The sequence below is a fragment of the Mesorhizobium sp. M8A.F.Ca.ET.207.01.1.1 genome, assembly GCF_004794715.1.
Lineage (GTDB): Bacteria > Pseudomonadota > Alphaproteobacteria > Rhizobiales > Rhizobiaceae > Mesorhizobium.
The window spans coordinates 486,802-505,022 of record NZ_SRUS01000005.1 but is presented as its reverse complement, the minus strand read 5'-3'; the positions used below and the strand labels follow the sequence as shown (position 1 = coordinate 505,022).

At 60.5% G+C, this 18,221-nt stretch carries 23 protein-coding genes; 10 read left to right on the top strand and 13 right to left on the bottom strand.

Annotated elements, in window-relative coordinates; translation table 11 throughout:
- Window positions 1–36 precede the first annotated feature (36 nt).
- The 3 genes from EN850_RS17910 (at window position 37) to EN850_RS17900 (ending at window position 2,645) form a co-directional block, all read left to right on the top strand.
- Window positions 37–1,050, top strand: a complete 1,014-nt coding sequence (locus EN850_RS17910; RefSeq protein WP_127275390.1) for an NAD-dependent epimerase/dehydratase family protein — start codon at window positions 37–39, stop codon at window positions 1,048–1,050.
- A gap of 158 nt (window positions 1,051–1,208) precedes the next feature.
- Complete coding sequence (locus EN850_RS17905) at window positions 1,209–1,835, top strand: MraY family glycosyltransferase (protein WP_245464228.1); 627 nt, start codon at window positions 1,209–1,211, stop codon at window positions 1,833–1,835.
- 273 nt (window positions 1,836–2,108) lie between these two features.
- Complete coding sequence (locus tag EN850_RS17900; RefSeq protein WP_127870454.1) at window positions 2,109–2,645, top strand: hypothetical protein; 537 nt, start codon at window positions 2,109–2,111, stop codon at window positions 2,643–2,645.
- Window positions 2,646–2,667: 22 nt separating this feature from the next.
- Here EN850_RS17900 and EN850_RS17895 read toward each other — a convergent pair whose 3' ends face one another.
- The 12 genes from EN850_RS17895 to EN850_RS17840 form a co-directional block, all read right to left on the bottom strand.
- Entirely contained in the window at window positions 2,668–3,231 is a 564-nt protein-coding gene (locus EN850_RS17895; RefSeq protein ID WP_136091917.1) for a hypothetical protein, read from the bottom strand.
- Entirely contained in the window at window positions 3,228–3,800 is a 573-nt protein-coding gene (locus EN850_RS17890) for a L,D-transpeptidase (protein ID WP_127870456.1), read from the bottom strand. The genes EN850_RS17895 and EN850_RS17890 overlap by 4 nt, the downstream gene beginning before the upstream one ends.
- Window positions 3,787–4,950 carry an AAA family ATPase gene (locus EN850_RS17885; RefSeq protein WP_127275395.1) on the bottom strand — a complete coding sequence of 388 codons (1,164 nt, stop codon included), beginning with the start codon at window positions 4,948–4,950 and terminating at the stop codon, window positions 3,787–3,789. Before EN850_RS17885 ends, EN850_RS17890 begins: the two co-directional genes overlap by 14 nt.
- Entirely contained in the window at window positions 4,947–5,579 is a 633-nt protein-coding gene (locus tag EN850_RS17880) for a TadE/TadG family type IV pilus assembly protein (protein WP_135881764.1), read from the bottom strand. Before EN850_RS17880 ends, EN850_RS17885 begins: the two co-directional genes overlap by 4 nt.
- A complete protein-coding gene (locus EN850_RS17875) occupies window positions 5,573–6,070 on the bottom strand; it encodes a TadE/TadG family type IV pilus assembly protein (RefSeq protein WP_135881763.1) in 498 nt (165 codons plus the stop codon). The genes EN850_RS17880 and EN850_RS17875 overlap by 7 nt, the downstream gene beginning before the upstream one ends.
- Window positions 6,071–6,074: 4 nt before the next feature.
- Complete coding sequence (locus EN850_RS17870) at window positions 6,075–6,458, bottom strand: hypothetical protein (protein WP_135881762.1); 384 nt, start codon at window positions 6,456–6,458, stop codon at window positions 6,075–6,077.
- Window positions 6,455–7,930 carry a pilus assembly protein TadG-related protein gene (locus tag EN850_RS17865; protein ID WP_135881761.1) on the bottom strand — a complete coding sequence of 492 codons (1,476 nt, stop codon included), beginning with the start codon at window positions 7,928–7,930 and terminating at the stop codon, window positions 6,455–6,457. Before EN850_RS17865 ends, EN850_RS17870 begins: the two co-directional genes overlap by 4 nt.
- 71 nt (window positions 7,931–8,001) lie before the next feature.
- Window positions 8,002–8,277, bottom strand: coding sequence for a hypothetical protein (locus tag EN850_RS17860; protein ID WP_245525071.1), 276 nt, complete (start codon window positions 8,275–8,277; stop codon window positions 8,002–8,004).
- Between the two features lie 4 nt (window positions 8,278–8,281).
- Complete coding sequence (locus EN850_RS17855) at window positions 8,282–9,718, bottom strand: type II and III secretion system protein family protein (protein ID WP_135864972.1); 1,437 nt, start codon at window positions 9,716–9,718, stop codon at window positions 8,282–8,284.
- 63 nt (window positions 9,719–9,781) lie between these two features.
- Window positions 9,782–10,816, bottom strand: a complete 1,035-nt coding sequence (gene cpaB / locus EN850_RS17850; RefSeq protein WP_136091916.1) for a Flp pilus assembly protein CpaB — start codon at window positions 10,814–10,816, stop codon at window positions 9,782–9,784.
- A gap of 94 nt (window positions 10,817–10,910) precedes the next feature.
- Window positions 10,911–11,126: a Flp family type IVb pilin gene (locus tag EN850_RS17845; protein WP_135864977.1), complete on the bottom strand. Its 216-nt coding sequence runs from the start codon at window positions 11,124–11,126 to the stop codon at window positions 10,911–10,913.
- Window positions 11,127–11,138: 12 nt separating this feature from the next.
- On the bottom strand, window positions 11,139–11,354 hold the full coding sequence (locus EN850_RS17840) for a Flp family type IVb pilin (protein WP_135864980.1): 216 nt from the start codon (window positions 11,352–11,354) through the stop codon (window positions 11,139–11,141).
- 540 nt (window positions 11,355–11,894) lie between these two features.
- On the opposite strand from EN850_RS17840, the gene EN850_RS17835 reads away from it, so the two are divergent.
- The 7 genes from EN850_RS17835 (at window position 11,895) to EN850_RS17805 (ending at window position 17,872) form a co-directional block, all read left to right on the top strand.
- The gene (locus EN850_RS17835; protein ID WP_127870465.1) at window positions 11,895–13,283 is read left to right on the top strand and encodes a CpaF family protein; all 1,389 of its coding nucleotides are present in this window, start codon (window positions 11,895–11,897) and stop codon (window positions 13,281–13,283) included.
- 167 nt (window positions 13,284–13,450) lie between these two features.
- On the top strand, window positions 13,451–14,254 hold the full coding sequence (locus tag EN850_RS17830) for a type II secretion system F family protein (RefSeq protein WP_246689235.1): 804 nt from the start codon (window positions 13,451–13,453) through the stop codon (window positions 14,252–14,254).
- Between the two features lie 18 nt (window positions 14,255–14,272).
- Window positions 14,273–15,223: a type II secretion system F family protein gene (locus EN850_RS17825; RefSeq protein WP_135864984.1), complete on the top strand. Its 951-nt coding sequence runs from the start codon at window positions 14,273–14,275 to the stop codon at window positions 15,221–15,223.
- Window positions 15,224–15,275: 52 nt separating this feature from the next.
- Window positions 15,276–15,836: a tetratricopeptide repeat protein gene (locus tag EN850_RS17820; RefSeq protein ID WP_167531359.1), complete on the top strand. Its 561-nt coding sequence runs from the start codon at window positions 15,276–15,278 to the stop codon at window positions 15,834–15,836.
- Between the two features lies 1 nt (window position 15,837).
- The gene (locus EN850_RS17815) at window positions 15,838–16,377 is read left to right on the top strand and encodes a prepilin peptidase (RefSeq protein ID WP_135921402.1); all 540 of its coding nucleotides are present in this window, start codon (window positions 15,838–15,840) and stop codon (window positions 16,375–16,377) included.
- A gap of 104 nt (window positions 16,378–16,481) precedes the next feature.
- Complete coding sequence (locus tag EN850_RS17810) at window positions 16,482–17,504, top strand: acyltransferase (RefSeq protein ID WP_246689234.1); 1,023 nt, start codon at window positions 16,482–16,484, stop codon at window positions 17,502–17,504.
- A 203-nt stretch (window positions 17,505–17,707) separates the two neighbouring features.
- Complete coding sequence (locus tag EN850_RS17805; protein WP_127281181.1) at window positions 17,708–17,872, top strand: hypothetical protein; 165 nt, start codon at window positions 17,708–17,710, stop codon at window positions 17,870–17,872.
- Between the two features lie 23 nt (window positions 17,873–17,895).
- On the opposite strand, the gene EN850_RS17800 is transcribed toward EN850_RS17805, so the two are convergent.
- Window positions 17,896–18,177 (bottom strand): hypothetical protein, encoded by a 282-nt coding sequence (locus EN850_RS17800; RefSeq protein ID WP_136091915.1) that lies wholly within the window; start codon window positions 18,175–18,177, stop codon window positions 17,896–17,898.
- Window positions 18,178–18,221 lie beyond the last annotated feature (44 nt).

Genomic DNA, 18,221 nt, shown 5'->3' with positions numbered 1-18,221 from the left:
TGCGAGGCCCACGGGTCGTTCTGGAGGCTGTCAACGTTGGACAACCATAGCGCGGACATGGTTGAATTCGGCCAGCACGCACATGTGTTGGTTACTGGTGGCGCAGGCTTCGTAGGGTCGGCACTGGTCGATATATTGCTTGCGCGCAATTGCACCGTGACCGTTGTCGATGATCTTTCGAACGGCCTGCTTCGCAATCTGCCGACTGGTGACCCTCGCCTGACGATCCGTACCTTCAGGGTCGGCGATCCGGCATATAATGGGGCGGTCCAGGATGAGGTTGGCCTTGCCGATGCCGTCTTCCATCTGGCGAGTCCGATCGGCGTTGAGCGTGCTCACAAGGAACGCTTCGCCGTCACCAGCGGCATTCTCGAATCAGGCTGTTCAATCGTCGAAGCATGCCGGCTGCACAGGCGCCCGCTTCTTTATACGTCGAGTTCAGAAGTTTACGGCTCCGGTCGGGACCGGCCAATCACAGAGTCCGATCCAGTTATGACGGATCTCCGACCGCGATGGGGTTATGCCGCTGCCAAGGCAGCCGTTGAGCATCTGGTTGCTGGACTGTTTTTCGATTTGGGCATCCCTAGCTGGATCGTTCGACCATTCAACATGGCCGGACCGCGCCAGCGCTCGGCGACCGGCCTCGTATTGCCAGTGTTTGTCAACGCGGCGTTGCGGGGCGAACCGCTTGTGGTTCACGACGATGGCGAGCAGAGGCGCGCGTTTCTCCACGTAGCCGATGCCGCCGAGGGGTTGCTTCTGGTGATGCAGTGCCGGTCGTTGCGAGGCCGGCCAGTCAACCTGGGCGGCAGCGAGGCGGTTCAGATTGGAAATCTCGCCAAGATGGTGGTTGACGCCACCAGGACGAGTGCGCCCATCGTTATGAAACCTTCCAGTGCGGTCTTTGGTGAGCGGTTTGCCGTGACGCATGACCGCGTGCCTGACACAAGTCTGTTGACCTCCATGACCGGATGGCGACCACTTCGAAGCACCAAACAGACAGTGGTCGACTGCATCGAGCACATGCGTGCCGAACGAGCGATGGCTTGACACCTGGTCCATTGGTCCCGTTCATCGGGGCTCTGCTCATATCGGCCGTTTGTGTGTGGCTGTTTGCGCGTCTGGCGATACGCATCGGAGCGGTCTCAAAGGTCAAGAGCGACCGATGGCATACATCGGGCGAGGTGCCCCGGCTGGCAGGGCCGGCCATGCTGATCGCGATGTCTCCGTGGCTTCCGGTTGAGTATATTCTTCTGCTGGCTGTTTTCTGCCTGATCGGCGCGCTGGATGACGTCCGATCCCTTTCCGCCGGTGTCAAGGCAGCGGCATTGGCCGCTGCCGCGATTTTAGCTGGCATCATTACAGGTCTGTGGTGGGTCCCGATCGTCATTTGGATAGCTTGCAACGCGGTCAACATGCTCGACCATGCGGATGGTCTTGCCGCGAGTGCAATCACGGCCGCCTTCCTGGGGCTCGGCGGCGATATCGGGATGGCCGGCGCGGGTGCGTGTGTCGGGTTCCTTTGCTTCAACTATCCGCCCGCCCGCGTTTTCATGGGCGACAGCGGCAGCCTTCTCCTCGGGGCGGCAATCGTGCTTCTTGCCTCGAAAAGAGGTTTTGACGCCTCGTTGGCGTGGATTGCCGTCCCTCTGATTGATGCAATATTCGTAACGACTCGCCGCTTGCTACAGGGGCGGAGGCCCTGGATGGGCGGCACGGATCACCTTGGTCATAGCTTGCTTCGGATTGGTGTGAACCGTCAGGTTTTGCCGGCTATCTACGCAGTGACGGCACTGGCGATAGGGCTGACATTTTCTGCTTTGGCTAATCCTTAGGCCGCTCTTCGCGATACCGATGGATCAGACTCGGCGGCTCCGCTCATTGTCTGCTACGAACGCCTGCCGGACCCACATCAGCGGCTCGCTGGCTGCCGAGCTCACGCAGATTTGCAGAATCGGCTTGAGGGCGGAGACGCGAGGCCGTCGTGGCACGGGTGGGCCCCGACACTGATCGCTACGGGCAGACGCTGTTGATTTGGCAAGCAAAACGCGCCGTTAAGCTTCATGCAATCTATGCAGCATAGACTGCCCGCCAGATTGCGAGGCACCATGAAGCGCAAACCATTATTGCTTTTCGCCTTCCCGGCCTTTGTCCTGCTGATCCTGGCGGCGGAGCGAATGGCCACGATCCTGCTCGGGACCTATCCCGCAAGCCCCGGTATGTGGAAGGTCTGGCTCACCTTGCACCCATCGTCCGGAATGGTCTGGCAGCAGGTCGATGTCTATCTGGGAGGGTCGATGGTCCTGGATTTCGCCCTGCTGGGTGCGGCGCTGGGGATCTGCTGGATGGCAAGTCAGGCCAGAAGGTCGGCCGCTTTCTTTCTTGCCAACCATGGCACCTTGATCCTCGCGGCGTTGATGATTTTGATCGGCGGCCACTCGCAGACCGCCAGCACCATTGCCGGGTTCTCGGCGCCGAGCGGCTTTCAGTTCTCACTGACGATGGACTTCACCTGGCTGAACTGCCTGCTGGCGGTCATCGGGGTTACGGCGTGCGCCTATTGCCATTTTGCCTATATGCGTGAACTCGGCATGCGCGTTGAACCGATGCGTGTCCGGCTCATGGCACTGCAGAGAGATTTCTAGCGCAGCGTGGCCGAGGCCAAAGCTAGTTTATCTTGTGATAGGTGACCTTGCCTTCCGGGGATACGATCCGCTGGTAGTTGGAACTTGGCGGGGGAGGCGCTGCCGGAGCCTGCCTCCTTCGCGTTGAGCGCGGCATATCCTCGGTGGCCGGTTCCGCCTCGGTGGCGCTGGCAACCGCCGCCGTATCTTCGGCGGGCGGGGGGAACTCCACGACGCGCGGCTCGTCGCCACCGTGATTTCCCGACATTTCCGGTGCCTGCTTGGCGATGCTGGCGTTGACCTCGCCGAAGCTCGCCCGCAACCGGTCGTCCAGCGCCTCGAACCGGCTTTGAAATCCGTTGTTGACCGTGTCCAGCCGCGCGCTCATTCGCTGCTCGAACTGGCCGAGGTCCTCCAGCCGCGCCTCGATCGTACGCAGGTCGTTGATGCCACGGTAGAGATAGACGGCCGCGGTGGCGTTCAGAAGGGCAAACAGCGCCAGGCCGACGCAGACGGCAACGGCCACTCTGAACCGGCTCTTCTCCTTGTCGAGCAATGGCGGTTCGACCGCCGCCAGCAGTTCATCGGGATCGCTGATCGTTGTCATTGGACCACCACCTTGGTGCCGACAGGCACGCGCCTGAAAAGATCGATGACATCGGTATTGGTCAAGCGAAAACAGCCCGACGTGCCGTCGAAACCCACGCCCGAAGGGTCGTTGGTGCCATGGATGCGATAGAGCGTGTCGCGACCGTCCCGAAGCAGATAGAGCGCCCTTGCGCCGAGCGGATTGTACGGCCCCGAGGGAACCATCTCAGGCAACTCCGGCCGGCGGGCGCGCATTTCCTTGGGCGGGCGCCAAGCCGGCCACTCCGTCTTTGACCCCACCTGGACCGTACCCGTCCAGCCAAATCCATCGCGTCCGACGCTGATCCGGTAGCGCAGGGCCTCGCCCTTGCCGGTCACCAGGTAGAGCGCTTTTTCCTGCTTGCGGATGATTATGGTTCCAATCTTCTCGGCCGTGGGAAACGCCACCATCTTGCGCAGGCTGGGACCCATCGCCGGCAAAGGCGGGCGGCTGTCCGCCCACGCGCTCTGTCCGGCTGGAAGCGCCAGCGCCAGGCCGAGGAGGCAGGCGGCCGTCAGTCGAAAGCGATGGCCGCTAGCGGGCCGCATCGTCGAGCCGCTCGCGGAACATCTTCTTCAGATCCTTGTTGAAGCGGGCCCGGCCATCCACTTCGGACGGCAGCATCGCGCGGTTCAGGGCGTCGGCAAGCAGGGCATTGTCGAGGCTGACCGATTTGATGTTCGGCGCCTTGAAGATCTTTTCCAGCTCGCCGCGCGAGAAGTGGTTGCCGAACCATTTGCGCTTGTGCTTGTTGGCCACCAGCGTGATGCTGACGTTATTGCCGCGCAGCTCGCGGATCTTCTTGTACAGCCGTTTGCCTTGCCGCAGCGAAGCGACATTGAGCTCGAAGACGATGAAGATCTCGTCGCTCGTCGACAGCACGGAATTTTGCCAGGGCGTTTCGATGTTGGGCAGGTCGATGACGATGTCGTCGAAACGGTAGGCGACAAGGTCGAGCAGCCGGAACACGAAATCGGCGCCCTGCCGCTCGAACGGCAACTGCGGCCGCTCGAAGGCATAGAGCGTCAGGCCGGAAGGCCGCGACAGCTTGATGACATCCATCAGTTCGACATCGAGCCGTTCCGGCTGGCCGATGATGCCGGCAAGGTCGAACTGGTTGAACAGGTTGAGATAGGCGCCGCAATTGGCACTCTGGAAGTCGAGGTCGACCAGGCAGGTCGAGGCCGCGCGCTCGGTCGATTTCGAGGCCAGGAATTCAGCTGCCGACAACGCCAGCGTCGTGGCGCCGGCGCCGCCGCTGGCGCCGACGAAGGTGATGATGCGGCTTTTGGTACCCTGGTTGCCGCTGTCGTGGAAGGTGACGGCGTTGAGCAGTTCCTTGCCGTCGAGCGGCTTGTGCAGCCAGTCGGAGGCGTTCATGCGCACCAGCACGCGCGTCTGTTCGGACGTCAGCTCGTCCGAAACCGCGATCAGCGGCACGGTTGCCCACAGTCCACGCGCCTCGACGATGCCTGGATTGCCAAGCAATTCGCCATTGCCGAGATCGAGGATGACGATGCCCGGGCGCGTCTCGGCCGGTGGGCCTTTGAGGAAGTCGCCCGTCTCGGCAACCCGCACGTCATAGATCGCCAGCGCATCGAGCCGGGTCGCCACATCGCGCTTGAAATTCGGATCGGAGGAAAACAGCGCGACCTGCTTTCGCTTGGTGGGCAGGACCTTGGTGTTGATGGCGTTCATGGATAGGTGCTCTTCATGTCTTCGCCCGTGACCGTGCTCAGCATGGAGGGCATGGTGATGGTTCCCAATCGGAGAAACCCGGCCAGAAAGAAGAACTGGAAGGGATGATTTTGAATGCTGACGGTGATCGTTGGTACCGGTCCGCTGGGACGCGTCCAGTAGCCGAGGCCGGACGCGGCGTATTCAATCTGAACCTCGGACTTTACCAGCATGGGCAGGAAGGTGTGCATTCCGGCACGATTGGCGGTGCCGTCATAGATCGCGTCGAACGAGGCCTGGCTCGCGTTCGCGGGCAGGCATGTGCCTGCTCCGATACTGCAGCAAGCAACGCCAGCTGCGCTTGCGGTGCAGGTATAATCATACGTGCCGGCCGGCACCGCGGTGCCGACTTTCGATACATCGCTCTGCGTCAACCCTTCGAGTGGAAGCCCGACCGCGACAGGGGTGGAAATCTGCGCCAGCCTGGCGCCAGCCTGCACCGCCTTGTTGCCGGCATTCCATTGGTAGAAGGCATAGCCGAAGTCGACGAACCCAAGCAGCAGAGTGAGCAGCATCGGCATTGCGATGGCCGCCTCGACCATTGTCGCGCCGGAGTGGTCTCTCCAGAACGTGCCGCGCGAGATCACCATCCGAAGACACGCTCCTGGTGGAACACGGAGAGCGTAAGGTCACCAAAGCCAAGATAAGACCAGAGGCCCAGAGTAGGGTACGGATATGCGGTGCTGACTTCCACGACAATGACCGTACCGGTGCTGCTGAGATAGAGCACGGTACCGGTTGTGGGATCGATCGCCTGGAGCGATTGTGCCTTCTTGATCGTGACTTGAGCCGTGGTCCACCCGGTAACCCTCGCGCTGCCGCCCTGGACGGCCCCGTTCACTGCCAGATTTGTTGCCAACGCTGAACAAGTGTTCCAGTCACTGCTGCAGCGCGCCATATAGCGAGCGGCGTCCTCGACGCCGGCTTCGAGAAGCAGACGCGTGTTGAAGATGTTCGAGAATTCGTAAACACCGGCCGACAGCAGCAACACGAATGGCGTAACGATCGCCACCTCGACCAAGGCGGAGCCTTGTTCGTCGTGATGGAACCGCCGGAGGAACTGTCTGAGTGCGATGAACATGGCGCTACCGGTACAATTGGGCTTCGTTGCGCTGCTTCTTCAGCGTGTTCTGACCGACGACCGTGCTGATATCTTGCATCTCGCCATACATATTGGCGTCGGGCGATCCCCCGGCCGGCTCCGTCAAGAACACACTCGCAAATACCTGCAGGTGCAAGGTCTGTCCGCCGTCGTGAACATTGTTGGCCGCGCAGTAGACAATGTCAGCGGCTTTTGCCTTGGCGCTTTTGGCCTCGTGAAATACGGCCCCGGTGATGACCGCAATCGGCAGCTTAATCTGCGATGCAGCGGTGGCGGCTGAAATACCTAGAGTATTGGAACCGGTATCGGACATTTGAGCCATCGCCGGAGCGGAAAGCAGGATGATAAAGAGGACAGCGAGTTTCATCGGTAAAGCTGCGCCTCGTTGCGGACGAACTTGTCGAGGGTGCCCTGACCCCCTGAGGAAATATCGACCAATTCCACCATGACCGAGGCATCGTCGGCTGCAGACATGACAGGCTCGGTGAGAAAGAAGCTGCCGAATGCCTCGACGGGGATTCCAACGCTGTGCCCCGAAAGGTCGTTGCCCTCGGCTTCCAGTTCGTTGCAGTTGATAATGGCGCCGTAGAGAAGCCGTCGATCAATTGAGGTGATCGCCGACGGGCATGCGTTGGCAGGCGTCCCTGTTTCGCCACCAGTTGATGACTGATTTACCAGGTTCGCCGATTGCTCATACTTGTAGACGTCATACCGCGTCGGCTTCGTTACCGACCAACTGCCAGGCATGGGAGCCGACCCGAAATTGGTGCTCCAATAGGTATTTAGCGGCCAGTTCCCATCCCCCATGCGGCCGTTCATGTAGGGGGCAGACTGGTCTCTCGGCAGCCCCATGGTGCCAGCCAGACCAAAGGTCAACTGGTTCATGGCAGGGCACTGACCGGCACCGCCAGAGGTTTTCAAGGCGCCTTTTCGGACGTTGGCGGCCGGGCCATAAGCTGCGGTGTTGAAGCCGCCACCAGTGGCCCTAATACCGAACCTGACGTTGAAGGCGTCTTGGACCGGGCCGGCATTCTGACCGGTCTTGGTGTCGACACCTTTTCGGCCGTAGCAGCCTTTCGGTTTCGATGTGGCAATGGTCTCGGCAAGCGCCTGAGCGCCGTTGCCTACGCCGTCCGGCGGTTGCAGGAACCCGAAATTTCCGGGACCTGCGGCGGCACCGTTGCCGACCTTGCGAACCTCTATCTGCCGGCGGCGCAGGTTCGGATCGGCAGCGGCTTGCTGAAGTGTGTGATCGGGATCGCCTTCATACGGGTTGCAGATGAAAACAGGCGTGAAGTCGCAGACCGCCGTCGTAAAGCCTGCAACGGCTTGAGGTTGAATGTCCATGGTATCCGTGCTGCCGACGAAACTTGCGGGGAAGATCGTCGCGAAGGAACCTGCGCCGGCCGCGTTGACAGTGACTTCCGCGAAGGACACTGCTTTGGGGTCGGTGCTTGCCCAGTTGACGCCATTGGCATCGACGCCTGCCGCACCAAGAGCCGTGTCGTCGCTGGCTGGTATCCCGGTCAGATAGGTGACGGTCATATCGGCTAAAACCAGCGGATGATCCCCCGATGTCGAAAACAGGGTGTTGTTGGTGACGAGGGTTGTCACGGCCAAGTTGGCCCGGGTGATGGAATCCGATCTGCCGTCCAGTTCCGCGGCGGCGGCAAGCGCCATCGCGTCGATGCCCTTTTGCAGATCGTTGTGGAGGCTGTTGACGCGGCTCACGTCGATGGCCAGCACCGAGAAACCGATAAGCACGGGCAGCATGATGGCCACCAGGATCATCGCTATGCCGCGTTGATCGTTCCAGAAGGCTCGAATGGTCCCCAACATGACCTTACTCTCTGCTCTCTCGCGCAAGGGCCCCTCGCATGCCCAGCGCCCTCCGCATCCTTCCGTTCAGTTCACGGCGTCGTCACACCCGATCCACCGACATTGACCGTGATGGCCGGCGGTGGCGGGGGTGGCGGCGGAAATTTGTAGTTGTGCGCGACAGCGGCGGCGCGCGTGCCGTCGCCTTCGATATGCGTGTTCCTGGATGCCGGATTGAGTGGGTCGACCGTCTGCAGCAGGGAATTGTATTTCTGCGTGTCGCCCGCGGCCAAGGTCACGGTGTCGTAGTGGTTCAGATAGTCCGCGGCGCAGCCCGAAAGCGACCCGGCGCACAGAATGAGGATCAAGGCGCTATTTCTTGACATAGAGCATCTTGTCCTTCGATTTGAAGTCCAGCATGTGGCCGTACGGGCCGGTGACGCCGTCGCCTTTTTCATATTTGCGGATCATGTCCTTGTTCACTTCGAGCTGCCCGAGCAGGAAGAGCTCCGGGTCGTTGGCGGGCCGGGTCTTGTCGAAAGGCGTCGCCAGCTGTTCGCCGGGCTTCACCGGCCGCACGAGGTGCGGCGTGACGATGACGACCAGTTCGGTCTCTTCCTTCTGGCTGCTCGAGTTGCGGAACAGCGTGCCGATGACCGGCACCTGACCGAGCCACGGCACCTGCTCCTGCAGCCTGGTGATCTTGCTGGACAGCAGCCCGCCGACGGCAAAGCTCTGACCATCGCGCAACTCGACCACGGTTGACAGTTTGCGGTTGGTGAAGATCGGATCGCCGGCGCTGGTGAAGCCGGTCAGGTCGCTGACCTCAGGGGCAAGGCTGATATGGATTTTGTCGTCGTCGAGCACGACCGGCGTGAACAGAAGATTGACGCCGAATTGCTTGTACTCGATCTGGACCTCGCCATTGGCGTCGACGCTTCGGATGGGGACCTGGCCGCCGGCGTTGAAGCTAGCTTGCTCACCGGAAAGCGTGGTGAGGTTCGGATTAGCGAGCGTCCGCACGACGCCCTTCTCTTCGAGCGCTTCAATAATCAGGTCGACCTTGATGTTGCTGTCGATGATCTGGGTGATCAGTGTCGCGAAAGGATTGCTTTTCGACAGCAAACCCGTCAGCAGGGTCCCTGGGGCCGTTCCTGTTGGCGTGGTAGCTGCGATGCCCGTTCCAAAATGAGTTGCATTGCTGTCCCTGCTTCTGAACGACACACCGAGATCGCGGCCGGCGTTGCGCTTGGCTTCCAGCACACGCACTTCGAGATTGACCTGCTGGCTGTCGTCGACAGTGACGGAATTGATGATGGCGTCGGGACCATATTGCTGGGCCACTTCCATGATCGCCGACAGCGTGGCGCCGTCCTTGACATGGCCGCCAAGCCTGACCTTGCCGTTGATCGAGCCGATTTCGATGCGCGACCTCGGCGAAACCTGACGGATCGCCGCCGCCATGTCGCTGACATCGACGCCGACCTCGATCTGGATGACGCCGAGCGAGCGCTTGTCGGGCGAGAACAGGTTGACCGTGGTGGTGCCGGCGCCCTTGCCGATGACATAGAGCGTGCGGTCGGTCATTGGCTGCGCATCGGCGATCTTCTCGTCGCCGACGACGATGTCGCCGAGATTGGCATTTACCTGGATTGTCACCGATTGCGACATCGGCAGGAAAACACGATGGACGCTGGGGTTGGACACGTCGATGAAGCGGTCAGCCGCCTCGGCCACGAGGCTCGACAGCAAAAACGCCACCAGACAGGCCAACGCGCCCGCCGCCATCCTCAACCAAGTCCCCTGCATCCCCGTCTCCCAAATGCTGCTTAAGGCAGCCACCGTGTCGCGCGGTATTATGCCGCAATACTATCATGGTTGTCGCGGCACGTCATATGTCTCGAGCTTCACGCCCCGGAACACGCCTACCGACACATTCTTCGGCGGCTCAGGCTGTACATACTTGACCACTTCCTTGACGACTTCCCGCACTTCAGCTGCCGCCGCTGGAGCGGGCTTAGCCTTGCCCAGCTCGTCAAGCCGGCTTCCAACGCGCTCCACGGCCTGGGTGAGCCCGGCAATCTTGTCCTCGGCACGCTTGCGCTCAGCTTCCGCCAATGCGTCCGCGGCAGCTTTCTTCTCGAGCTCGGCCTGTCGCTTGGCGACGTCTTCTGGCATTTCGCCGGTCAGGTCGGAAAGCGTCACCCGCTCGGTGGCCTCGCCCTTGCTGGCCGCCGCCTGGCGCAGCGCCAGAGACAATTGGCCGGCGCCGGCCGCCAGGGTCAGCTTCTGCGCGTCCTTGGTGCTGACCTCGAGCGTCACTGACTTGACGACGGTCGGGCTGTCCTTGCTCACATCTGCAACCTGGTCGATGGCGAGAACCTTCATGCTCTGCAGCAGCACGTCGACGAAACTCTTGTCCGCACCGTCGTCGCCACGCACCGTGCGCGTCAGCAGAATATCGACGCGGTCGCCGGGGAAAACGAATCCAGCCACCCCAAGCACGTCGTTGACCCTGATGGAAACGGCTTTCATGCCTTCGCCCAGCACCGCCGAGAGCGTGGCGCGCTGGCCGGGGCCGGTGATCTTGGTGGCGAGGACAGGCTCATTGGTGCCGATCGCCTGCAGCGCCTGCTTTACGCCTTCGCCAGACAGCATCTCTTTCGTTGTCTTGAAAGCGCCGGCCGGAACCGCGCCCGCCGGCCACGCGATTTCGCGCAACTTGTCGTCGGTCAGCGTGTCACCGAATTTCAAAGGTACGGCCGCCACCACCACCGTATCGTGCGGGACGTCATCCGTCCGCGCCATGGCATTGCGCTGGCTGGCCAGCCAGATATTGGCGAGCACCACCGCCAGTACGCCGAACACGCCGGCGAGGACAATCATGATAAGCGTATTAGCGCGCATCTTCCCACCCCACCATCGCCCGCCGGGCGAATGTCAGCCCCTTCAAAGCGCAGAATTCTGGGCCGAAATCGAGCGATTCCGGCCCAGAAGGTTTTTAGCAAGTGCCACCGGCACTACCATCAGCCTTCAGGCCCTTGCCGTTCAGGTTCGCGCAAAGGCCGGTGAATTGACTGCCGACCCATCCGCCGATGGCAATAACCGCAATGATCGATGCCGCCGCAATGATGCCGATCAGGATCGAGTATTCCACCATGGCAGCACCGTTCTCATCATCGCGGAACTGCCTGGCTGCAATGATAAGCCTTTTCATGGCTGTATCGCCTCAGCAGGTGCCGCCAGCGGTACCATCAGCCTTCAGGCCCTTGCCGTTCAGCTTCGTGCAGAGGCCGGTGAACTGGCTGCCGACCCATCCGCCGATGGCAATAACCGCAATGATCGATGCCGCCGCAATGATGCCGATCAGAATGGAATATTCGACCATGGCAGCGCCGTTTTCATCGTCGCGGAACTGCCGGGTCATCGTCATGAGCTTCTTCATGTCAATTTCTCCCTTTGGAGGTTTGAACCCGACGAGACAGAGCCAAGGATGAACTCCATACCCAAGCATCCCCCGTCATCTCGATCCTAGGTCCCGAGAAATTGCGGAGTCAAACGGGATTAACGGTTCCTTAACTTCCCAATACATGAACTTGCGAGTTGAGAGCGGCTTTAAATTTCAGCAAGAGCTTGATTCGTCTAATTTTTCAAGCGTCCTTAACCATTCGTTCACAATTATGCGTAAGGTCTAATAAAGTGACGGCTACTTTAGATATGTAGCATATCCCTTTATATCTAGGGGGTTATAGCCAGATATGGAGTGGATTCCGATGTCGGAGCACGCAAGGGCACAGGAGGATCTAAAGCTTAGTCGCACACTCATGTTTGGCAACGCGGGGATCATAAATAAAAACGATATTTTTTGGGTGCGCTCCTTAACTATGTTGAAAGTATTGCAGGCATGTGAGGCGCCCCGGCGCTTGTGCGTCGCTTGGTTAACGTTTAGTTTCCGCTAATATGCGCTGGAGGGGTATAAGGGATTATGCTGGGGCGGTTTATCAAGGGACCAAGCGAGCAGCAGGCCGCGACAAAGGCCGAGCCGCTGACTGTACTGCCCATCGTTCCGGCTGTTTCTCCAGTTGTTGATATAGAACCCCATGGCGACGACTTCCTGACGCTGAAAGTCGAACTGCATCGCCATTTGATTGACAGGTTCAATCTATCCGCGCTCGAAACCGCGTCCAAGGACGAGATTCTGAACGAGATCCGCCCGATCGTGCGCGAGTTCGTGCGCAGCCACAGTGTGCCGCTGAACGCTCGCGAGCTTGATCAAATCACCAGCGAGACTGCCGACGAGATGCTGGGACTCGGCCCGATCGAACCGTTGCTCAAGGATGACACGATCACCGATATCCTGATCAACACCCACAAACGCGTCTTCATCGAGCGGCGTGGCCTGGTTGAAGAGACGGCCATCCGCTTTCGTGACGAGGCGCATCTGCTGCGGGTCATCAACAAGATCGTTTCAGCCATCGGCCGGCGCGTCGATGAATCCTCGCCGATGGTCGATGCCAGGCTGGAGGATGGATCGCGCGTCAACATCGCGGTGCGGCCGATCTCGGTCGACGGCCCGCTGGTGTCGATTCGAAAGTTTTCCAAGAATCCCTATTCGCTCGAACGCCTGGTGGCGCTCAATTCGATCCGTCCGCCAATGGTCGATCTGCTGCGGATCGCCGTGCAGGCGCGCAAGTCGGTCCTCGTTTCGGGAGGGACGGGCAGCGGCAAGACGACTTTGCTCAACGCGCTGTCGAGCTACATTCCGTCCAGGGAGCGCCTGATCACCATCGAGGACGCGGCGGAACTGCAGCTGCAGCAGCCTCATGTCGGCCGGCTGGAGACACGCCCGCCCAGTGTGGAAGGAAAGGGAGAGGTTCGCCAGCGCGAGCTGGTCAAGAACGCGCTCCGCATGCGTCCCGACCGTATCATCGTCGGCGAGGTTCGCGGCGAAGAGGCCTTCGACATGCTGCAGGCCATGAACACCGGCCACGAGGGCTCGATGACCACCATCCATGCCAACACGCCGCGCGATGCGATCTCGCGGCTTGAGCAGATGGTCGGCATGGCGGGAATGCCGATGACGCATGAGTCCATCAGGGCGCAGATTGCTTCCGCCATCGACGTCATCGTGCAGACACAGCGCCTGTCCGACGGCGGCCGGCGCGTGACATCGATATCGGAGATTACCGGTATGGAAGGAAATGTCGTCCAGATGCAGGAGATCTACACCTTCGTGCGTCGCGAGGTGACGGTTGACGGTCAGATCGTCGGGGAATTTCGCGCTACCGGCGTTCGCCCACGTTTTGCCCCGGAAGCGGCGACTCTCGGGCACCATTTCGCCAAGGACGCCTTCAATCCCCAGGTTGCGCTCTAATGCCCACCGGCCAGACCTTGCTCTACTTTATTTACACGCTTACGGCCGCGGCCGTCATTCTCGCCGGCGAGGCGCTTTATCTGTCTTTCGCCGATCGCCGATCCCGTGCCGGCATGATCAACCGGCGGCTGAAGCGATTGTCCGATGAGGTTCCGGCCGAAAGGACCTTGCAGGGATTGCTGCGCGAACGCGGCCTGACGGATACCGGTGATTTTCTTTTCGGCATGGTCGGCTTGAACAGGCTCTACACCCAATCCGGCATTACCGGAAACCCGCTGACTTTCGCCGCGATGTTCCTGGTCTCAGCCCTTGCGATCGCGCTGCTTTTCTCATTCCTTCTGCGTTTTTCCATATTGCCTTGCATCCTGATTTTTCTGGTGACCGGATTTGTCCTGCCACTTCTGCTTCTGCGTCGTGCGCGCAGGAAACGGATCCAGAAATTCGCGAAACAGCTCCCGAATGCACTCGACATGATCGTGCGTTCGCTGCGGGCGGGGCACCCGGCAACGGTGGCCATAGGTCTGGTCGCGCGCGAAATGCCCGATCCGATTGGCACGGAATTCGGCATCGTCTCCGACGAAATCACCTTCGGACTGAGCATCGAACAGGCGGTGCGGAAGCTTTCCCAGCGCGTGGGCTTCGAAGGCCTCCACCTATTGTCTGTGTCGCTGTCGATCCAATCGAAAACTGGCGGCAACCTGACCGAGATCCTGGCTAATCTTTCGTCGGTTCTGCGCGAGCGTCAAAAACTCAGGATGAAGATCAGGGCGCTTTCGTCGGAGGGCCGGGTGTCCGCGTGGATCATTTCGCTTTTCCCGCTCGTAATGTTCCTGCTCCTCCAGCTCGCCGCTCCGACATATTACGGCCAGATATGGCACGACCCTTTGATCATGCCGGTGTTCGTGATCTTCGGAACATGGGCGCTGCTGGGTGACTTCATCATGTATCGCATGGTCAATTTCGATTTCTGACAGGAGCGAGCCATAAACCTGCTATCGAATATTCAGGGACTGAGTTTCCTGGTTTCCACCGCGGTGTTCGTGGCGGCTGCGTCGCTGTTCCTGTTCGGTGCGCTTGTCTTCTTGCCGGCGTTGCAGACGCGCAAGCTGGTTGCCCAGAGCCTGACGTCGGAAGGCATCGTCGACCGCCGCTCGCTCGCGGGGCAGGAACAGTTGCTCAAAATCTCGGCGCAGCGTCCAGTTGACGCCTACTTTCGATCGATGGAGAAGGAACGCAACGAGCCAAATGCGCTCGAGGCGAAGCTTTTTCGCGCCGGGTTTTATCAACCCAGTGCTCCGCTCATCTACACCTTGTCGCGGCTGGGCGCGGTCTGTATCGGCTTTTTGGTTGCCTATGCCCTCCTTGTACGAGTACTCCCGCCTCAACTCCCTGCTTTCATGGCCTTTGCCGGTTCCGCGTTGTTCGGACTCGCCTGCATCGTGATCCCAGCTATCCTGCTCGACCGCTTCGAGAATGCTCAAAAAAATATCTACCGTCGCGGATTCCCCGATTTCATGGACATGATGATCACCTGTGCCGACGCCGGCATGAGCCTGGAGGCGGCGGTCGAACGTGTCGGCGCCGAACTGGCCGGCACCCACAAATGGCTGGGCATCCAGCTTGCGATCATGAACCTGCAATTACGGGCCGGCAAACCGTTGCGGGAGGCGCTGCGTGAACTCGCGGACCGCATCGGGCTGGAAGAGGCGCGCTCCCTGGCCGTGCTGTTCCGGCAGTCGGAGGAACTCGGCACCAGTCTGACGGATGCGCTGCGCGTCTATAGCGACGAGATGCGCGGACAAAGAATTCTGAGCGCTGAGGAGAAGGCCAACGCCCTGCCTGTCAAAATGATGATCCCGTTGGGATTATGCATCTTCCCGGTGGTCATGATGGTGATCATGTTGCCGGTGATCATCCGCATGAAGGGCATTTTCTTCTAAACGGTTCTATGCTTTGATTCTAAAATAGAGTCGCCGGACTCTGGGGGATAAAATGACAGGGCCAATGCGCCTCGCAACCGTCGTCGCTGCCAGTCTCTTGATGGCAGCCCTTGCCGGCTGCCAGACAAACGGCGCCGACACCACTGGCGGTGTCGTGCGCACCAATGAACCCTCGAAAGGCGATGTGACGTCCTTTGGCGATGCGTTCGACGGATTGAAGACGGTCAGCGACGTCGAATATTACGCATCGGACCAAGCCGTGGCCGAAGCCAAGAACCAGTTCCGCGCGGAAAACTATGGCAACGCCGGCGCGCTGTTCTTCAAGGCGACGCAACTGGCCCCCAATGACGGCGGCGCCTGGATGGGACTGGCCGCTTCGTGCGACCGGATCCACCGCTTCGACCTCGCCGATCGTGCCTATGGCCGCGCCTTCAAGCTGATGGGGCCGTCGCCCGAATACTACAACAATGTCGGCTATTCCGATCTTCTGCGCGGCAAACTGCAGGACGCGCGCGGCAATTTCCTCAAGGCTTATGAGCTGGCACCAAACGATCCGACCGTAGCCAACAATCTGAAGCTGCTGTCGTCGAGCGTGCAGAACATCGAGCGCTAGCATGCTGCTCGTCGAAGCGCTGCTGTTGAAGGCCCTCGCCATCCCGCTGCTCGCCAGGATTGCGTGGCTCGACTTCACGACGCAGAGGATTGCCAATCGCGATGTGCTGCTGCTGCTCTGCCTGGGAGTGGGGTCCCTGTTGCTGCTTGTGCTCCGATCCGGATCCTGGTTGGACATGGGCTTGAGCGCGGCTGCCGGCCTCGTGCTGTTTGTAGCCTTGTTCCCGTTCTGGGTCTTGCGCAAGATCGGCGCCGGCGACGTCAAGCTGATGGCGGTCGTGCCTTTTCTGACTGGCGGCGAAGACCTCGTCGTTTTTTCCGTGCTGCTCCTGGTTTTCGCCCTCGTCACCGCAGGAGCAATGAAAAATCCATTCCTGCTGCCCGCGGGCGCCTTCCGCATCTACGTCCAGCATCTCGATCGCAAAGGCGTTGTGCCGTTTGGCGTGCCGATCTCGGTCGCGGCGATCTGCACGACAGCCCTCGTGATCTATGAAAATATGGTGTTGGCGAACAGTTCTGGAATCCTGAATCAGCTTAACTAACCCCGGCAGCGCGGGCAGCCGCCATCGACCAGAAGATTCCGGTTGTGATCGTCGATTGGATGGCACCTGCGCGATCGACTGCCAAGGGGTCAACGGACATAGGCTTGGCGCCCTTGATCTGGTCCTTGCAGGTACTTCGCTTCGTTGCCGCGCTGATGGTCGTATATGTCCACGCGGCCCAGACCGCCGTTACGGCCACCGGATCCAATGGCCTTTTGCCTCACGATTTGCAGGTGGCCGGCTTCGCAGGCGTAGACATCTTCTTTGTCATATCCGGGGTGATTATTGCCAGGACGGCACCTGGCCTGACCTGGCGATCCTTCGCCTGGAGACGGTTCCGGCGCATCGTTCCGCTCTACCTGCTGATCAGCATCCCCTATGCGATCGTCGCCTACAAAACCGGCTTCGGCTGGCGGGACGCGGTGGCGACACTCCTGCTGTGGCCCGCTACGGATCAAATGACCGCGCCAGCATTGCCCGCGGCCTGGACGCTGTGCTTCGAAATGCTGTTCTACGCCGCCGCAACCATGGTTCTCGTCGACCGGCGGCTGCTTTGGGGTCTCCTCGGTATCTTCGGCCTCGCAATGATGTTTCGCTCGGCGGGTCCGGTGCTGCAGTTTCTTGGCAACCCGCTGATCATCGAGTTCGGCTTTGGCATCGCTCTCGCCTATGCACCCAAGTGGAGACCGGCGGTGTGGTGCCTGCCGATCGGCGCCGCGGCGATGATCGCCGTGGGATTCATCGGGATGGCGCCGCAAGGGGGGACGATGGAGTTTCTCGCCGGCGATAACGGGTTCCAGCGCGTGCTGGTTTACGGTCTCCCGGCGGCGATGATCGTCTTCGGCACGATGCAGATCGACGCACAGCCGAGCGCATGGACGGTTCTCGGTGATGCCTCCTATATGCTTTATCTGATCCACACTCTGCCGATAACGCTGCTTTTGATGGTGTGGACCGTTTTTCCGATTCCTGCCGACCTCATCATCGTGATCGGCACCGCAACATCAGTTCTTTTCGCTTGGCGGATGTACATCCTGTTCGAGTTGCCGCTGCGCAAATTCCTGCGCCGGTATGATCCCCAGCTGAAGACTGGCCGCCATCCAACTGGCCTGGCACTACGGGATTGACGCATGCGCTTCGACAGAAGCTGCCAGAACTCCTGTTTTCGATAGACTGTCCATGATGATCAGGGCAGCCTGGATCACCGGCATGGTTCAAGAAATATTATGTGACGGAACATCCGGGCCGCCGGTTTCTTTGACCCCCGAGGCGGTCGTTCGCCTCGATAGCCAGCCAGCCCGCTCCGCGCGCCGAAAGCGAGACAGACTTGATGCCAGATCCGAGAGAACCCGATCCCAACCGCGATGTGCCCATGCCGGCCCCCAATTGGAAGCCCGAGCCGATCGGCGAACCGGAGCCGGACAGATTGCCCGACGAGGCGCCGCTACCCAATCCCGACGAGAATGAAGAGCCCCCGATGCATGCGGCCGGCTGACCGGATTGCGCACGTCGTTGGGGTCACTCTTCGTCGAAGCGGCCGCCTTCCCTCGAAGGATCGCGTGAAATGACCGCCTCCTCGACATCGTCGGGCAATGCCTCGTCGCTTTCCTGGTAGGGGTTGTCGTCGTCTTCCTCGGGCAAGTCGCCTTCCTCCTCGGCCCCGTCTTCCACCGCCGCATTGTCGGGAAGGATTTTCGCCCCTGCGAGCGCGTCCCAGTCCTGCTGCCCCATGGCGGGACCTTCGGTTTCGTCGGGGTCTTCGGGCTGCACCGCCGGTTGCTCTGTTTTGCGGGGGTCCATCGTCGTTCTCCGAAATCCTGAGGAGTTGCCCCGGTCGCCTGGCG

Excerpts from the sequence above, each read along its gene's own strand:
- EN850_RS17880 (WP_135881764.1), bottom strand. The coding sequence starts at position 5,579 with ATGGTGATCTCGCGCGGCACGTTCTGGAGAGACCACTCCGGCGCGACA.
- EN850_RS17835 (WP_127870465.1), top strand. The coding sequence starts at position 11,895 with ATGCTGGGGCGGTTTATCAAGGGACCAAGCGAGCAGCAGGCCGCGACA.
- EN850_RS17800 (WP_136091915.1), bottom strand. The coding sequence starts at position 18,177 with ATGGACCCCCGCAAAACAGAGCAACCGGCGGTGCAGCCCGAAGACCCC.
- EN850_RS17820 (WP_167531359.1), top strand. The coding sequence starts at position 15,276 with ATGACAGGGCCAATGCGCCTCGCAACCGTCGTCGCTGCCAGTCTCTTG.
- EN850_RS17875 (WP_135881763.1), bottom strand. The coding sequence starts at position 6,070 with ATGTTCATCGCACTCAGACAGTTCCTCCGGCGGTTCCATCACGACGAA.
- EN850_RS17870 (WP_135881762.1), bottom strand. The coding sequence starts at position 6,458 with ATGAAACTCGCTGTCCTCTTTATCATCCTGCTTTCCGCTCCGGCGATG.
- EN850_RS17895 (WP_136091917.1), bottom strand. The coding sequence starts at position 3,231 with ATGACAACGATCAGCGATCCCGATGAACTGCTGGCGGCGGTCGAACCG.
- EN850_RS17840 (WP_135864980.1), bottom strand. The coding sequence starts at position 11,354 with ATGAAGAAGCTCATGACGATGACCCGGCAGTTCCGCGACGATGAAAAC.
- EN850_RS17855 (WP_135864972.1), bottom strand. The coding sequence starts at position 9,718 with ATGCAGGGGACTTGGTTGAGGATGGCGGCGGGCGCGTTGGCCTGTCTG.
- EN850_RS17815 (WP_135921402.1), top strand. The coding sequence starts at position 15,838 with ATGCTGCTCGTCGAAGCGCTGCTGTTGAAGGCCCTCGCCATCCCGCTG.
- EN850_RS17900 (WP_127870454.1), top strand. The coding sequence starts at position 2,109 with ATGAAGCGCAAACCATTATTGCTTTTCGCCTTCCCGGCCTTTGTCCTG.
- EN850_RS17845 (WP_135864977.1), bottom strand. The coding sequence starts at position 11,126 with ATGAAAAGGCTTATCATTGCAGCCAGGCAGTTCCGCGATGATGAGAAC.
- cpaB (WP_136091916.1), bottom strand. The coding sequence starts at position 10,816 with ATGCGCGCTAATACGCTTATCATGATTGTCCTCGCCGGCGTGTTCGGC.
- EN850_RS17890 (WP_127870456.1), bottom strand. The coding sequence starts at position 3,800 with ATGCGGCCCGCTAGCGGCCATCGCTTTCGACTGACGGCCGCCTGCCTC.
- EN850_RS17805 (WP_127281181.1), top strand. The coding sequence starts at position 17,708 with ATGCCAGATCCGAGAGAACCCGATCCCAACCGCGATGTGCCCATGCCG.
- EN850_RS17885 (WP_127275395.1), bottom strand. The coding sequence starts at position 4,950 with ATGAACGCCATCAACACCAAGGTCCTGCCCACCAAGCGAAAGCAGGTC.
- EN850_RS17905 (WP_245464228.1), top strand. The coding sequence starts at position 1,209 with ATGCTGATCGCGATGTCTCCGTGGCTTCCGGTTGAGTATATTCTTCTG.
- EN850_RS17865 (WP_135881761.1), bottom strand. The coding sequence starts at position 7,930 with ATGTTGGGGACCATTCGAGCCTTCTGGAACGATCAACGCGGCATAGCG.